At 66.2% G+C, this 14,025-nt stretch carries 20 protein-coding genes and 2 pseudogenes; 6 read left to right on the forward strand and 16 right to left on the reverse strand.

Features of this window, described 5'->3' with window-relative positions; translation table 11 throughout:
• A partial coding sequence (locus tag ABZV00_RS32110; RefSeq protein ID WP_355613196.1) for a transposase occupies positions 1-602 on the forward strand: 602 nt, incomplete at its 5' end.
• Positions 603-1,133: 531 nt separating this feature from the next.
• Here ABZV00_RS32110 and ABZV00_RS32115 read toward each other — a convergent pair.
• Together ABZV00_RS32115 and ABZV00_RS32120 are read right to left on the reverse strand one after the other, a co-directional pair.
• On the reverse strand, positions 1,134-1,397 hold the full coding sequence (locus tag ABZV00_RS32115; protein WP_355613250.1) for an ATP-binding protein: 264 nt from the start codon (positions 1,395-1,397) through the stop codon (positions 1,134-1,136).
• 93 nt (positions 1,398-1,490) lie between these two features.
• Complete coding sequence (locus tag ABZV00_RS32120; RefSeq protein ID WP_355613198.1) at positions 1,491-2,135, reverse strand: TetR family transcriptional regulator C-terminal domain-containing protein; 645 nt, start codon at positions 2,133-2,135, stop codon at positions 1,491-1,493.
• Positions 2,136-2,417: 282 nt separating this feature from the next.
• Between ABZV00_RS32120 and ABZV00_RS32125 the strand changes: the two genes are divergently transcribed.
• The 3 genes from ABZV00_RS32125 to ABZV00_RS32135 all read left to right on the forward strand — a co-directional run bounded on the left by ABZV00_RS32125 (position 2,418) and on the right by ABZV00_RS32135 (position 4,173).
• Positions 2,418-2,960, forward strand: coding sequence for a carboxymuconolactone decarboxylase family protein (locus tag ABZV00_RS32125; protein ID WP_355613200.1), 543 nt, complete (start codon positions 2,418-2,420; stop codon positions 2,958-2,960).
• A 38-nt stretch (positions 2,961-2,998) separates the two neighbouring features.
• On the forward strand, positions 2,999-3,655 hold the full coding sequence (locus ABZV00_RS32130) for a nitroreductase family protein (protein WP_238450151.1): 657 nt from the start codon (positions 2,999-3,001) through the stop codon (positions 3,653-3,655).
• Between the two features lie 122 nt (positions 3,656-3,777).
• Positions 3,778-4,173, forward strand: coding sequence for an MmcQ/YjbR family DNA-binding protein (locus ABZV00_RS32135; protein WP_355613202.1), 396 nt, complete (start codon positions 3,778-3,780; stop codon positions 4,171-4,173).
• 251 nt (positions 4,174-4,424) lie between these two features.
• Here the strand turns inward: ABZV00_RS32135 and ABZV00_RS32140 are convergent, their stop codons facing one another.
• Positions 4,425-5,630 carry an IS256 family transposase gene (locus ABZV00_RS32140; RefSeq protein WP_355613252.1) on the reverse strand — a complete coding sequence of 402 codons (1,206 nt, stop codon included), beginning with the start codon at positions 5,628-5,630 and terminating at the stop codon, positions 4,425-4,427.
• A 425-nt stretch (positions 5,631-6,055) separates the two neighbouring features.
• Here ABZV00_RS32140 and ABZV00_RS32145 point away from each other — a divergent pair, with 425 nt between their 5' ends.
• Positions 6,056-7,297, forward strand: a complete 1,242-nt coding sequence (locus ABZV00_RS32145; RefSeq protein WP_355613253.1) for an IS701 family transposase — start codon at positions 6,056-6,058, stop codon at positions 7,295-7,297.
• Here ABZV00_RS32145 and ABZV00_RS32150 read toward each other — a convergent pair.
• The 13 genes and pseudogenes from ABZV00_RS32150 to ABZV00_RS32210 all read right to left on the reverse strand — a co-directional run bounded on the left by ABZV00_RS32150 (position 7,267) and on the right by ABZV00_RS32210 (position 13,418).
• Positions 7,267-7,791 carry a GNAT family N-acetyltransferase gene (locus tag ABZV00_RS32150; protein WP_355613255.1) on the reverse strand — a complete coding sequence of 175 codons (525 nt, stop codon included), beginning with the start codon at positions 7,789-7,791 and terminating at the stop codon, positions 7,267-7,269. The two genes, ABZV00_RS32145 and ABZV00_RS32150, sit on opposite strands and share 31 nt — an antisense overlap.
• A gap of 294 nt (positions 7,792-8,085) precedes the next feature.
• Entirely contained in the window at positions 8,086-8,520 is a 435-nt protein-coding gene (locus ABZV00_RS32155) for a Na+/H+ antiporter NhaA (RefSeq protein WP_355613257.1), read from the reverse strand.
• A complete protein-coding gene (locus ABZV00_RS32160) occupies positions 8,468-8,593 on the reverse strand; it encodes a hypothetical protein (RefSeq protein WP_355613204.1) in 126 nt (41 codons plus the stop codon). The genes ABZV00_RS32155 and ABZV00_RS32160 overlap by 53 nt, the downstream gene beginning before the upstream one ends.
• 121 nt (positions 8,594-8,714) lie before the next feature.
• Positions 8,715-8,945, reverse strand: a pseudogene (locus ABZV00_RS32165) (Na+/H+ antiporter NhaA); the annotation flags it as partial.
• Entirely contained in the window at positions 8,867-9,460 is a 594-nt protein-coding gene (locus ABZV00_RS32170; protein ID WP_355613258.1) for a hypothetical protein, read from the reverse strand. The pseudogene ABZV00_RS32165 and the gene ABZV00_RS32170, both read right to left, overlap by 79 nt.
• Positions 9,432-9,809 carry an MFS transporter gene (locus ABZV00_RS32175; RefSeq protein ID WP_355613206.1) on the reverse strand — a complete coding sequence of 126 codons (378 nt, stop codon included), beginning with the start codon at positions 9,807-9,809 and terminating at the stop codon, positions 9,432-9,434. The genes ABZV00_RS32170 and ABZV00_RS32175 overlap by 29 nt, the downstream gene beginning before the upstream one ends.
• Before the next feature lie 52 nt (positions 9,810-9,861).
• On the reverse strand, positions 9,862-10,071 hold the full coding sequence (locus ABZV00_RS32180) for a hypothetical protein (RefSeq protein WP_355613208.1): 210 nt from the start codon (positions 10,069-10,071) through the stop codon (positions 9,862-9,864).
• 109 nt (positions 10,072-10,180) lie between these two features.
• Positions 10,181-10,375: a hypothetical protein gene (locus tag ABZV00_RS32185; protein ID WP_355613210.1), complete on the reverse strand. Its 195-nt coding sequence runs from the start codon at positions 10,373-10,375 to the stop codon at positions 10,181-10,183.
• Positions 10,376-10,979: 604 nt separating this feature from the next.
• A pseudogene (locus ABZV00_RS32190) lies at positions 10,980-11,126 on the reverse strand (cysteine--tRNA ligase); the annotation flags it as partial.
• 124 nt (positions 11,127-11,250) lie between these two features.
• A complete protein-coding gene (locus tag ABZV00_RS32195) occupies positions 11,251-11,661 on the reverse strand; it encodes a GNAT family N-acetyltransferase (RefSeq protein WP_355613212.1) in 411 nt (136 codons plus the stop codon).
• A 154-nt stretch (positions 11,662-11,815) separates the two neighbouring features.
• Positions 11,816-12,109 (reverse strand): DUF6510 family protein, encoded by a 294-nt coding sequence (locus ABZV00_RS32200; RefSeq protein ID WP_355613213.1) that lies wholly within the window; start codon positions 12,107-12,109, stop codon positions 11,816-11,818.
• 2 nt (positions 12,110-12,111) lie between these two features.
• Entirely contained in the window at positions 12,112-12,852 is a 741-nt protein-coding gene (locus tag ABZV00_RS32205; RefSeq protein WP_355613215.1) for an FAD-binding oxidoreductase, read from the reverse strand.
• Positions 12,822-13,418: a molybdopterin-dependent oxidoreductase gene (locus tag ABZV00_RS32210; RefSeq protein WP_355613217.1), complete on the reverse strand. Its 597-nt coding sequence runs from the start codon at positions 13,416-13,418 to the stop codon at positions 12,822-12,824. The genes ABZV00_RS32205 and ABZV00_RS32210 overlap by 31 nt, the downstream gene beginning before the upstream one ends.
• Before the next feature lie 65 nt (positions 13,419-13,483).
• Here ABZV00_RS32210 and ABZV00_RS32215 point away from each other — a divergent pair, with 65 nt between their 5' ends.
• Positions 13,484-13,681 (forward strand): hypothetical protein, encoded by a 198-nt coding sequence (locus ABZV00_RS32215; protein ID WP_355613219.1) that lies wholly within the window; start codon positions 13,484-13,486, stop codon positions 13,679-13,681.
• The last annotated feature ends 344 nt before the right edge of the window (positions 13,682-14,025 follow it).

Below are 14,025 nucleotides of genomic sequence, written 5' to 3' on the forward strand. Positions count from 1 at the left end.
TCCGGGCGGCGATCGAGCAGGCCACCGACTGGACCCCCGCGATCAACACCGACGGCGGCATGCGTGACGGCGCCGAAATCTGCGAGCTCACCGGCCTGGCCGACACCAGCGGCTTCCCGGCCGGAACCCGCCTGATCGCCCGTCGGGAACGACCACACCCCGGCGCTCAGTTGTCGCTGTTCGACACCGTCAACGGCATGCGGCACCAGGTCATCGCCACCGACACCCCACCCGGTCAAGGATCCCTGCAGTTCCTGGAGGCCCGTCACCGCGCCCATGCCCGCGTCGAGGACCGCATCCGCACGGGTAAAACCACCGGCTTCGGCCGGTTTCCGTCACGAATCTTCGCGATCAACCAGGCCTGGCTGCAGTTGGCGTTGACCGGCATCGACCTGCTCGCCTGGACCCAAAACCTGCTGCTCGACGGTGACCTCGCCCGCGCGGAGCCGAAGAAACTGCGCTACCGACTCCTGCACGTCCCAGCCCGGATCGCCCGCACCGCACGCCGGACCTGGCTCCGCATCGCCGACGGCTGGCCCTGGGCAGACCAGATGATCACCGCGTTCACGCGGCTCGCCAGCCTGCCCCGACCGCTTTCCTGAACCAGAATCCCGCCCCTGCAACAGCTTCGAGGAACCCGGCCACGCGTCGGGCCCACACCATGCCTACCGGCAGAAACACCGCCAGCCGCACCCACAACACCAAGATCAATCACTCATGAAAGACCGAGGCTAGACAATCTGGTCGAGGGGTCCCTGGATGCTGCTGGTGGTTGGTGTCTAGTCATCGATGTCGTTGGGCCAGGGTGCGGGGCGGCCGTTGTCGTCCCAGAAGCCGGTTTCGGTGCCGGCGGCGAGCAGGGCGGCGTTGAGTGCCTCGCGTTCGGCTCGGCCAGGGATGTCGGGATGAGGTGCTGGGACGGTGATGCTGCGGTTGTTCCGCTCCCTGCTTGGTCGCCGGGGCCTTGGGGCGTTTGCTCGGCCGGTAGGAGGCCCGTTCATGAAGACCTGGTGGCTGTTGTTGATCAGCCGGTCGAGCAGCGATTCGGCGACGACGGGGTTGGGGAACAGCGGATACCAGTCCTGGGGTGCCCGGTTGGCGGTGATCGCGTTGGAGCGGCCTTCAGCGATGCGTTAGGAAATCAGTTCGTAGAGTTCGTCGGCCTGGCCGGGGGTGAACTCGCGCATCGCGAAGTCGTCCAGGATCAGCAGGTCGGCTTTGACGTGTGCGGCCAGGCGTTTGTCGAAGGTGCGGTCGGCGTGGCCGCCGGCGAGGTCGGCGAGGATGCGGCTGGTTTTGTGGAATCGGACTTCGGCACCGGCCCGGATGGCCAGGTGTCCCATGGCCTGGGCGACGTGGGTTTCCCGACGCCGACGGCGCCGTAGAGGATCATGAATTCGTGAGGCTGGATGTTGGCGAGCCGTCCGATTCTGCTAACAGCTCGCCAGACCTCCTTCCGCGCTCCGACACCGAGGCTCGGATGCGCCGCGTCAGCCCATGTGCTGGTCGTCAGACGTCACGAACGTCCGCAGATGGTCAACCGCCGCAGAGAGCGCTTCCTGCAGGGGGCCGATGTCCCGGGCGACCTGAGCGAGGAGCATGCCGCCTTGATACGCCGCGAGGAACATGTCGGCGAGCCGCGCGGGGTCGGCGGACGCGTCGATGCGGCCGAGTTGCCGCATGCGATCGAGCCCGACGCGGAAGATCTCGCGCCACTGCGCGAACACCTCCGCGAGCCGGTCGTGCACGTCGAGATCGGTTTTGACGACCTCGCTCGCGAGCGAGCCGAGGCTGCAGCCGTCCTCGAACGGACGCCCCGAAAGGACGTAGAAGTCCGTCCAGTCCTGGAACGCCTCGACGGTGTCGAAGCTGGCAAACCGTTCGCTGCGATGGAAGCCGAGGACGCTGTCGGCGTGCCAGTCGATGACCGCCAGGACGAGGCTCTCCTTGGTGGGGAAGTAGTGACTCAACTGCGATCCACTCACGCCTGCAGCGCGGCGGACGAGCTCGTTGTTGGTTGCGTGGACCCCTTTGCCGTAGATCAACGCCGCCGCGTGCTCCAGTATTCGCTCGCGGGTGGCCTGGCCCTTGGGAGTGAGCTTCTGGGCTGCATCCGCCCTGTTGTTCACCTGCATGTGATCAACATACACAAACTGGGCTCGACAACCCATTCCCGATGGTGTTCACTCGAGGGAGTGGACGAAATCGTCCAGTAAAGTCACGCGGCGGCCGCGTGCTCCAGTATTCGCTCGCGCGTGGCCTGGCCCTTGAAATGAGCTTCTGGGCTACGTCCGCCCCGTTGTTCACCTGCATGTAATCAACGTTACGCAGACTGGGCTTGAAAACCCATTTTCGATCGTGTTCACTCAAGCGAGTGGACGAAATCGTCCAGCAAAGTCACCCGGAGGTTCGTCACCATGTCTCGCCTGACCGCTCCCGCGCGCGCCGACATGGACGCGAAGACGCAGGGCACCCTCGACGCCATCGCGAAGCAGTTCGGCTTCGCGCCCAGCATGTTCACCACGCTCGCCGCGAACCCGACCGTGCTCGAGATCGTGATGGGCCTGCAGGGAAGCATCGCGAAGCTCCTGGACGCGAAGACGCGCCACACGATCGCCCTCGCGGTCTCTCAGTCGAACGGCTGCCACTACTGCCAGGCACTCCACGGTTTCATCTCGTCGAACCTCGGCGGTATGTCGGCGGAGGAGATTGAGCTCGCCCGCACGGGCACGTCCAGCGACCCGAAGCGCGCCGCCGTCGCGAAGTTCGCGCAGCACGTGATCGAGACGCGTGGCCAGGTCAGCGACGAGGGCCTCGCAGCGATCCGCGAGGTCGGGTATATCGACCCGGAGATCCAGGCGATCGTCACGATCGTGGTCGTCACCCTGCTCACGAACTACCTCAACAACGTCAGCGACGCCGTCGTCGACGTCCCCGGCGCCGACCACCAGTCGGCCTGACTTTCCTCTCCACCCGCCGTTTAAACAAAAAAGAAAGCATGATGTTGAATCTCGACAAGCTGATGACGAAGCACCTCACCCGCTACTTCGACCCGAGCAAGAGGATCCCGGAGGAGACGTTCCAGCAGCTGCTGCGTTACCTGCGCACCTCGCCGACGACGATCAACATCCAGCCGAACCGTTTCCACGTGCTGGAGACGCAGGATGGCAAGGACAAGCTCGCGGACGCACTGGTCGGCCGCTTCGCGGACAACGCGGAGAAGGTGCGCAACGCGTCGCACGCCATCGTCTTCACGACGCGCAAGGACATCCCCGACACGCACCTGCAGGAGATCTTCGAGAAGGAGCGCGCCGACGGGCGCTTCGCCGACCCGGAGATCCAGAAGGGATGGGAGGCGGGCGCCTCCAACTTCGTGGAGATCCAGACGAAGAACTATGGCGGGGACGTGCTCCACTGGCTTGAGAAGAACACCTACCTCGTCGTCGGCGCCACGATGATGGCCGCCGCATCCCTCGGGGTGGACGCGACGCCGATGGAGGGCTTCGACCGCACGACCGTGGACGCGGCCTTCGACCTGACCGACACCGACTACACGACCACGCTGCTTCTGGTGCTCGGCTACCCCGACGAGGCTCGGGTCTCCCGCCAGCCGGTCTCGCGGTTCGACGCGGAGAAGATTTTCACCCACATGTGACGGACGGGGCGGACATCGGACCGCGGTGCCGGCCCCGTTCACTTCGACTCGGTTGCCCGGCGTCCGCACCTCCTCGACGGACGCCAGGCAATCGACCCCCAAAGGACTTCGAGGAGGTCAAGATGCAGATTGATAAGGCAGTGCAGGATCGAGCCGCGGCCTGCGCCGCCGAGCTTTCCGGCTCCGAGCACACACACCAGTTCACCGGCGACTGGGAGGTATGGAAAGTCGGCGGCAAGGTGTTCATGCTGCAGACGTCCATGCCCGGCGAGCCCGTCGTGATCCTGAAAGCGGATCCATCCGACGCGGAGTCGCTCCGCGCAGCTCACGCGAGCATCTCGCCCGGCTACCACATGAACAAGAAGCACTGGATCACGGTGCGGGCGGGTGCGGACGTCGAGCCCGCGCTTGTCGACAATCTCGTGACCGAGTCGTACCTCCTCGTCGTCGCCGGCCTGCCGAAGCAGAGCCGTCCCGTCGATCCCGCTTCGTTCCGCGTCCCGCCCTCCGCCGACTGATCACGCTGACGCCGACCGCGCCCAGAGCGCTGTTGCCCCTCATCCGAGCAGCGCCCGCACCGGCGCATGGCGCCCTTACGTGGCCGGCCGCAACGACGAGGACCTCACCGTCGGCGTCCTCATCGAGGCACACGTCCTCGGCGACCGCCCGATCGAACCCCACCTGCCGATGAAATACCCTGCCACCTCGTGGCGAGGCCGGTACACGTCGGGTCTGTCAAGTTAACGGCTGATCTTGGTTGTTGAGGTGGTTAGTCGTTGGCCGGGGTGAGTCGGCCTTCGAAGGCGATCTGGAAGGCGTTCAGCGGTGCCTTCCAGCGCATCGTCCATCGCCGGCGGCCGGCGCCGGTGGGGTCGAGGCTCATCAAGGCCATGTACACGCACTTGAGGGCGGCTTGCTCGTTGGGGAAGTGCCCGCGGGCTCGGACGGCCTTGCGGATGCGGGCGTTGACTGACTCGATGGCGTTGGTGGAGCAGATGACCTTGCGGATCTCCACGTCGAAGGCGAGGAAGGGTACGAACTCGGCCCAGGCGTTCTCCCATAGCCTGACGATCGCCGGATACTTTCGGCCCCAGGTCTCGGCGAACTCGAGGAACCGTTCGGTCGCGGCGTCCTCGGTCGCCGCGGTGTAGACCGGCTTGAGCGCTTTGGCGATCTTGTCCCAGTCCTGGCGAGCCGCGTACCGGAACGAGTTGCGCAGCAGGTGAACCACGCAGGTCTGCACGATCGTGCGCGGCCACACCGTCGCGACGGCGTCCGGCAGGCCCTTGAGCCCGTCACAGACGAGCATCAACACGTCCTGGACACCGCGGTTCTTCAGCTCCGTGAGCACGTGCAGCCAGTGCTTCGCGCCTTCGCCGCCGTCACCGGCCCAGATCCCGAGGATGTCGCGGTGCCCGTCGACGGTGACCGCCATGACGACGTAGATCGGCCGGTTCGCGACCTGACCATCGCGGATCTTCACGTTGATGGCATCGATGAACACGACCGGGTAGACCCGGTCCAGGGGCCGGTTCTGCCACTCCGCCATCCCCTCCATGACCTTGTCGGTGATCGTGGAGATGGTCTGCTTCGACACCTCGGTGCCATACACCTCGGCCAGGTGAGCGGCGATCTCCCCGTGCGTCAGGCCCTTGGCCGACAACGACAGCACCATGTCATCGACCCCGGACAGGCGCCGCTGGCGCTTACGCACGATCTGCGGCTCGAACGTCCCCGCCGCGTCCCGTGGAACACGGACCTCGACCGGCCCGACGTCGGTCAAGACCGTCTTGGTCCGGCTGCCGTTACGGGTGTTACCGCTACCCCGACCTGCGCAGTCGTGCTTGTCGTAACCGACGTGATCGGTGATCTCACCGTCCAGCGCGGATTCGAGGACCCGCTTGGTCAACTGCTGCAGCAGACCGCCGTCACCGGTCAGCTTCAGCCCGTCACCACGAGCCCGATCGACCAGCATCGCGATCAACTGCTCATCCGTGACCGCACCCACCGGCTCAACGGCCGGCTGTCCCACGGTGGTCTCGGTCGTCATCTGGCGTCTCTCCCTTGATCGGTCGATCAGCCGTTATTTGTACAGTCCCGCCCTTAATGAAGGGCCGAGGCTAGGACCTGACTTGTCCAAAGTGGCGATGATCGCCGCGTTGTTTACGTCACGGGCGACCGCCTCGGCGTCGAGATTGATCGTCACCGTCACCCTTTCTGTTGGGGAGCTAATACTCCAGCCGGGGATGTTGACCTTCGCTGAGCTGGGGTCTGATGCGGTCCGGGCACGAAGGCAGCCACCGTCGATCATGGACGGTTGTGTGGACTGACCATGACGCAGCGGTGGCTGCCGGATACAGGGTAGACGCCCAGCGATGGCGGGTGTTGTTCGACGACCTCATGTTGACCATCGGGCAGCGTTTCCGCAGGCCGGAGCCCCGACGTCGAGTTGGTGACTTGGTGCGGGGACTGCTGGCGCCGCTACCGCGTAAGAACTGCTGGACCATCGCCGAGCACGCTGGTGATGCGGCCCCGGACGGGATGCAGGACTTGTTGACCCGGGTGAAGTGGGACGATGCCGCGGTCCGTGCCGATGTCCGCGGGTTCATCGCCGAGCAGCTTGGTGATGCCGACGCGGTGCTGGTCATCGACGAGACCGGTGACCTGAAGAAGGGCCGGCACACCGTCGGAGTCCAGCGGCAGTACTCCGGCACGGCCGGGAAGATCGAGAACTGCCAGCTTGCCGTGCATCTGGTCTACGCCACCGAAACTGTCCACGCGATGCTGGACGCAGCCCTCTACCTGCCCAAATCCTGGTGCGATGACCCGCAGCGGCGGTCCGAGGCGGGTGTCCCCGAACAGGTGCGGTTCGCGACCAAGCCGCAACTGGCAACCCGAATGATCGACGCCGCGGTCCTTGCCGGGTTGCCCTGCCGCTGGGTGGCCGGCGACGAAGCCTACGGGGGCGACCCGCGCTTGGCCGCCAAGCTGCGCACGCTGCGATTGGGCTACGTCCTGGCGGTGGCCCGTTCACATCAGGTGACCACCGGTCTGGGCGTCTATCACGCTGATGTGCTGGCCGCCGGACTCCCCGCTTCGGCTTGGCAGCGGATGTCGGCCGGCCCCGGCGCTAAAGGCCACCGCTACTACGACTGGTCTTTCACCGCCCTGCCTCACGCCGCGGACAGCCACGGCGGGCACCACTGGCTGCTGATTCGCCGCAACCGCACCACCGGCGAGCTGGCCTTTTATCGTTGCTGGTCACCCGAACTCACCGCGCTGCGCACCCTGGTCACGGTTGCCGGGCGTCGATGGAAGATCGAAGAGTCGTTCCAAGCCGCTAAGACCGGCCTCGGTCTGGACCAGCATCAACACCGCCGCTGGACGTCCTGGCACCGGTGGACCACTCTGGCGATCCTCGCCCACGCCTTCCTCGCCGCCGCTACAGCTCACCGCGACCGGCCCGACCCCATCGAGCTGATCCCGCTGACCGTCAACGAGCTACGTCACCTGTTCCACGTCCTGATCATCGAACCTGCCCGCCGCCGAACCGACCCACTGCTCTGGTCGATCCGCCGACGCCGCCACCAAGCCCGAGCCAGAAACAGCCACTACGCCCGACAAGCCCTCATCGAACCGTAATCACGATCCCCGGCCGGAGTACTAATAGGTGGGTTTAGGACCGGTGTGAACCCTTTGGTCACTCCCGGGTGCTCAGGGTCGATGAGGTCGGCGTACTCGGGGTTGTGCTCCATGAAGGTGCGCACGATTGGGCACAGGATGGTAACGGTCTTGCCTTGCGCGCGCACGTCGTCCAGGACGCGTCGGATCAGTTCGGTGGCGATGCCCTGTTTGCGGAACTCGGGGTACACCAAGGCGGCCAGCAGCACGAGTCGGTCGTCGCCGGCGACATTGTAGGTCAGCCCGGCGATCTCGCGGTCGCCGACGATGGCGTCGTAGATGCCGGCTTTCTCGTCGTTGACGACGGCGAAGTCGAATGCGGGGGCATGGGGATCATCGAGGACCTCGTCGATGAGGACGGCCTGGTCCTGACTGACTGTGCCTTTCTCGTCGGGGTGTCCGGCCTTGTCGGGGTACTCGAAGGCGTGGCGGGTCGGCTCGGCTGGGCCGGTTATGTGGGTGTCCCTTCGTTAATGGTCATCAGATCGGTCCCGGGTCGCGGCGGCAGTCGTACTCGTCCAGCCGCATGCCGTCGACAGAGGCGTAGGCGCAGCTGTCGACGTACTTCTCGCTCCCGCTCCGGTCATGCTTGCGTCTCGGTGTGCCGCGTTCTTATGGGCGCACGCGGATGATCGTCTTTCCCTTGACGCGCTCGGTCGGGTTGAAAGCGGCAACGGCATCATCGAGAGCCGCCGCGGTGGCGATGTTTGTCCGCAGCCGCCCGTCCCGCACCCGCTGGACGACCTCACTCAGTTGACGAGGGCGAACAGCGGAAGGATGACGTACGCGACATACGGGGCGTAGGCCGACTGGAGGCACTCGTTGATCGAGATAGATTCGCGCAGGCTGTTCGCAGCGGCGCGGCGTACTCGGTGTTGGGCGACTGGCGGAAAGTACGCGCATATCGGTGCGGTGGGCCGGTACACGGGGACGAGCAGTGCCATCGCGACACCCGCGAGGGTCGGGTGCACGCCCGAAGCGAGGAAGGCCAACCACACGATCGCGAGCGATGCGTACACGCGCCCGCGGCCGCTGCGGAGATAGCGCTTGAAGTACACGCCGACGAGTCCGGCTGCGGCGATGAGGAGCGGCAACGGTGTGAAGTTCTCGGTGTAGACCAGCGCGATGATGCTAAGCGCCCCGATGCCGTCGACGACCGCGAGAGCGAGGAGAAAGACACGCAGGCACCCAGGGGGCGCGCGGGCCGATCAGGGCCAGCGCTCCCACGAGGAAGGCAGTGTCGGTCGAGATCACCATTCCCGACGCATGCTCGTTTCCGGAGCCCCTTGCGATGAGGCCGAAAAGGAGTGCAGGCACCCACCAGCCCCGCGATCGCGGCGGCGACGGGGACCAGGGCGCGGGACCAGTTCGTCGGCTCCCCAATGGCGATCTCCCGTCGCACTTCGAGTCCGACAGTGAAGAAGAGAAGCGCCATCAGCGCGTCGTTCACGAGCGCGTGCAGGTTGAATTCCAGCTGCAGGTCGCCGACGCCGACCATCAGATGGGTCTTCCAGAACGCGTCATACGACGTCAGGGACTCGTTGGCCCAGACGATCGCCGTAAGCGTCCGCACGAGAAGGAGCAGGGCGCCGATCCGGTTCTGTCCCACCGCGCCGATCCGCCCGGCGATCGATGGGCCTCGACGAAAACGGTCAGCGTCCCGCTCACGGCCGAGGCGGCGAACACCAATCCGACGAGGAGCGGGCTGCTGGTGTGGAGCTGATCCTCGACCAGCGCAGGCACGAACGCTTGGTAGAAGGCCCCGGCCGCCCAGGTGGCCAGGAACACCGCCGACGCGACGGGGAGCAGATGCCTGACCCGGGCCGGCACGTAGACCCGGGGTCGCAGCGATCGCCAAGCACCCGGCATCCGAGTCACGGTCTCCGGGCTGACGGCAATGAGACCGACAGACAGGAGGAGGAGGCCGATGACAACCAGGAAGACGAGGTCGCGTGGCCACGGCCCGAACTGAACCAGGGCGCCGGAGGCGATGGCGCCGACGGCGAGGCCAAGCATGACTGTCTGGCTGGAGGCGACAGAGGCCAACCACGCAGGCCTGGCGGGTGCGGCGTCGACGATGTACGCAGTGAGGCTGCTACTGGCCAGCCCGGCACCAAGGCCCATCAGGAGCCGGCCGGTGGTCAGGATGCCGATGTCGGGCACGGTTCAACAGCAGCACACACCCCAAGAGGAGCAGGACGAGGCTGGCGATCGAGGTGGGCCGTCGGCCGAGATGATTGGACAGTCGCCCCAGCACCAGCAGCGTGGTCAGAGTGGCGGCGGAGTACGCGACGACGGTCACCGAGATGCCGGCGTTGGTGAACCCGTCCTCGGCCCGATAGATGTTGAACAGCGGGATCGTCGAGCCCACAGCGGCAAACGCGGCCACCAGGGAGACCACCGCAGATATGAAGGTCAGCCGGAGCGTTCTGCCCCGGCCGGCCACGTTGGTCTCTGGTGCCGTGTTGAGCATCGAGCTACGCCTTTCTGTCGTCCTGAACTATCCCTTGGCTCTCGTGTGGTCCCTACCCGAGTGTAAAGATGTCTCGCGACCAGGAGCCTCGTTCGACCGGCTCGTCGCGGTTGCGGGTGACACCCGGTGTCTGCACGATGAAATCATCAGCAAGAAACTCACTGAAGCGCTTGGCATCGCTGGCCTGGTCCGCATGGTTGTAGTCAAGGTTGAGCTGCTCGAGGATCGCCAGATCTTCGGTGGACTGCTTGGTGTCATTCATTTTCTTGCTCCTTCTGTGTGTGGTTCGACGCTCGCTGTAGGTGGGCACAACGAACGGCGTTATGGTCCGACTGTTTAGTGTCGGTTCGCGGCGCCGTCTTACTTCAATGTCACGATCTCGCTCCGTTGTGCCGTTCATCGGCGACGAACGTGAAGCCGCGGGTGGTCATGTCCGTGCGCCGGCGCTCAGTGGCCGGAAGGACAGCTCGGGCGGATGCGACGACACGATTCCGATCGTTACCATCAGCCGCGACTTCCGTCGCCGCTTTGAATCCGACCGATCGGATCACCGGGAAGACGATCATCCGCGTTCGTCCGTAAGGGCTCGGGGACAGCGAGCGGTCCTGCCCTCCTTGTGGATCAACGTTAACCGCGTGGCCAGTTCGGGCGACTCGTACCCGGAAGACGTCATCGGACTGGTCCGCTACCTGCGCGGGCGCCCGCGTAACCAGCTCCCGGCAGCCCGAAGGACATCACGAACGCGGTGTCGTTCCTGCTGTAGGACAAATCGAGCCGGATGATCGGTGCCATCGCCAACGTCGACGTCATGGTCGGCCGCAACTGACCCTCGAAACGTTACGCCGGGATCACGCCGGCGGGGCTGCGGACCGTGCCCGTACGCGTCCGCAGCCCGCGCCCGCGGGGAAACCACCAGTAATTCGGCGAGACCGTGGCTCGGCCGCCCCGCACGTGGTCGCGCTCGATGGTGAGATTAGCGATTACACCCGTGCCGACCAGTTCGCCTACACGGGATGCCTACCCGGTCGGTGTACGGCGAGCGGCACGACGTCGGGCACCACCGCGACCCCGAGCCCGGCGGACACGTACGCCCGGCAGCATCCGCAGGTCGGCCACCTCGAGGAGCACGCGCCGCGCCCGCCGCCTCGGCGGCCCGATCCATCGACCAATTCACCGTCCGGGCGACCAGCGCGGCCCGCTCGGCGTGTCCTCGCCGGCGACCCCGGCCGCCGCCAGCCCGTCCCGCAGAGCGTCGGCCGTCGCGTGGTCCTTGCGCGCCCTGGCCAACTGGCGCTGCTCCAGCGCGACGTTGACGAGCTTGCCGAGCGCGTCGCGGTACTCGTCGCCGGCGCCCACCTAGCCTTCACGCGATGTACCCCGCCGTTGGGGACGCCTGAACCTTCTCAGCGGTCGGCGCGCGTTCAGACGCGACGACGCGTGCTCAATGCCCATGCCCGGCTGTGTGCGACCGAGGGAAGGCCGGGTCTAGAACGTCGGCATATTTCGGATGAGCATCGACGAATGCTGCCGCGAACGGACACGTGACGGTGGCGGTCTTTCCTTGCGTGCGCAGCTCGTCGAGGACGCCGCCGATGAGCCTGGCGGCTACTCCCTTCTCCCCAAAACTCGGGGAGCACGGTTGTCGCCAACAGTATGACGCGGCTCCTGACCTTGCTGTAGACGAGCCCAGCGGCTGTCCGCCCCCTATCGCGGCCTCGTAGATGCCGAGCGCGCTGTTGTTGGTGATGACGAGGTCATCCGCGTCGGGCGCGGTGGCTCCCGACAGGTTCGAGCCACCAGAATCTTGCTCGGCACTGGTCAGCGTGATCATGTCCTCGGCGTTGCCCGCCATGTTGTCTCCTGAATCACGCGTCTGGTCAACGACCTGGGAGTGCCCAGCCAGGTCGGATGAAGTGGCAGGAGTATCCCGCCTCGGAATATTGCGTAACCGACGTCGGAGACGTTGGCATCAGCCGGTTCGCCACGATTGCCCGGATTCCTAGCGCTCAGGCAGTCGGCACCGAGAGGCTGAGGACGAGCGACCCACGCAGGTCGACCAGGATGCGGCCGGCCGTGCGCACCACGCGCATGACGACATCCTCGCAGCCGGGACATCGGGCGACGAGGCCGGGCGCTCGGTCGAACACGCGCATCGCGGCCAGCGGACGGGTCGTCCGGCACCCGGCGCAGGTGAGCTCGGCAACGGTGAGGTCGGTCCCCATGATCTCGCCGAGCGGTCCGGCGAGGGCGTTACCGTCCACCCAAGGTGCGTCGTCGGCTCCGACGTTGGTGGTCGACATGGTCATCCTCCGGTGGGTCCGAAACGTTCAGTGCGGATGTTCGCGGGATCGTGGCCCATGTCGACGAGGAGGTCGGCAACGATCTCGACGAATCCGGTGGGCCCGCAGACGAACGCCACAGCGTCGGCATCGCGGGGCCAGGCGGCGCGGGCGAGGGCGTCCGCGTCCAGTCGTCGGGGTGGGGCCGGCCAGCCGGGGGGCGCGACCCTGGTATAGACGTGTGTGACGGCGACGTGCCCATCGCCTGCGGCTCGTGCAGTAGCAAGATCCGCGGTGAACAGCGCATCGGACGGGGATCGGGTCGAGTAGAGCAGCCTGGTGGGATTCGTCGCCGCACGCACCATCGACATCAGGGGTGCCACGCCGGACCCGCCGCCGATCAGCAACGCCGGGCGCGGATCGGCGGGTCGGCGTACGAACCAGCCGCCGAGCGGTCCACGGATCTCGAGTTGGTCACCCGGCTCTGCAACGTCGACGAGGTACGGCGAGACCTCACCGTCGGTCACCGCCTGGACGGTCACCTCGAGGCGGTAGGGCCCCGGGGCGGACGAGATCGAGTAGCTGCGGTACGCCGTGTAGCCGTCGGGAGCCGTCAACCGGACGTCAACGTGCTGGCCCGGCACGTGACCTGTCCAGCCGTCGACGTCGAGGACCAGGGTCCGCGCCGTCGCAGTCTCCGCCCGCGTGGCGGCGACGGTCGCCGGCTGCCAGGTCAGTCTGCCCGGTACCGCTGCTCGCGCCATGGGTCACCGTAGTTGTGGTAGCCGGCCGTCTCCCAGAACCCGGGCTCGTCGTCGAGACGTAGTTCCAGTGCGCGCAGCCATTTCGCGCTCTTCCAGAAGTAGAGGTGAGGAATGAGGAGGCGAGCCGGCCCGCCGTGCACCGGCACCAGCGGCTCGCCGTCGAACTCGTACGCCACCCAGGCCTGGCCGTCGAGAAGGTCCTCGAGCGGGACGTTCGTGGTGTAGCCGCCGTAGGAGTGGGCGACGGCGTACTCGGCCGCAGTCTCGACGTCGGCCAGCAACGTGTCCACCGAGACGCCTCGCCAGCTCGTGCCGAACTTCGACCAGTGCGTGACGCAATGGATGTCAACGGTCGGCTCGTCGGCAGGGAGGGCGGTGAACTCCGCCCATGACCACGTGCTCCGCTCGCCGGTCTCGGTGACGACGGCGAGCTCCCACTCGTCGAGGCCGATGCGCGGTGTCGGTCCCGCCGACAGCACCGGGAAGTCGTCCGTGCGGTACTGGCCGGGCGGGAGGTCGGTGTCGTCGCGTCTGCGGCCACCGAAGCCGCGGGTGATCACTGCCATGCGTCCCTCCCCAAAGCGGCCGAGCGGCCGCGATCCCGCTGCCACCCGTGCTTCCACTCGGCCCGGTGGATGTCGATGTGGTACCCGCCCATGACCTCATCGTCAGCGAGTGCCCCGGTGATGAGATTCTCCGCGGTAGGGACGTGGTCGCCCGCAATCCCGGATATGTCAACTGGACTATCGCGTCCAAAATAGGCTGGCGTGGCACCGGTCCGCAAGCCTCGCTGGCCGTCGGTGGTTCGGAGCAGCGGCAGCGCGCCTGAGGGTCGTGGCGGTGCGTCCCTATCTGGCAGATGCCTCAACCGTGAGAGTATGATGGACGATAGCGTCCATAGGGTGCGACTAGAAATTGTTCCGAGTTGGTCGTTCGACATGTCGTAGCCGCTGCCAGATGACGGCGGTCAGTGTCTTGCCCGATGTCAGGAGGGTTCGATGGACCCTGTTCCCTCCGGTGGGAACGTTGTCGATGGCCAGCCGGTCGATGCGGTGGAAATGATCGCCGCCCGGACCGCTGCACAGCTTGTGTTCCACGACGGGTGCAACTCAATCGTTCACGGCGGGTGGTCGTACGACTTACGTCGACAGGGGCACACCGTCGGCTGGCGAG

Origin of the sequence: Micromonospora sp. NPDC005173 (assembly GCF_040608515.1) — a bacterium.
Lineage (GTDB): Bacteria > Actinomycetota > Actinomycetes > Mycobacteriales > Micromonosporaceae > Micromonospora.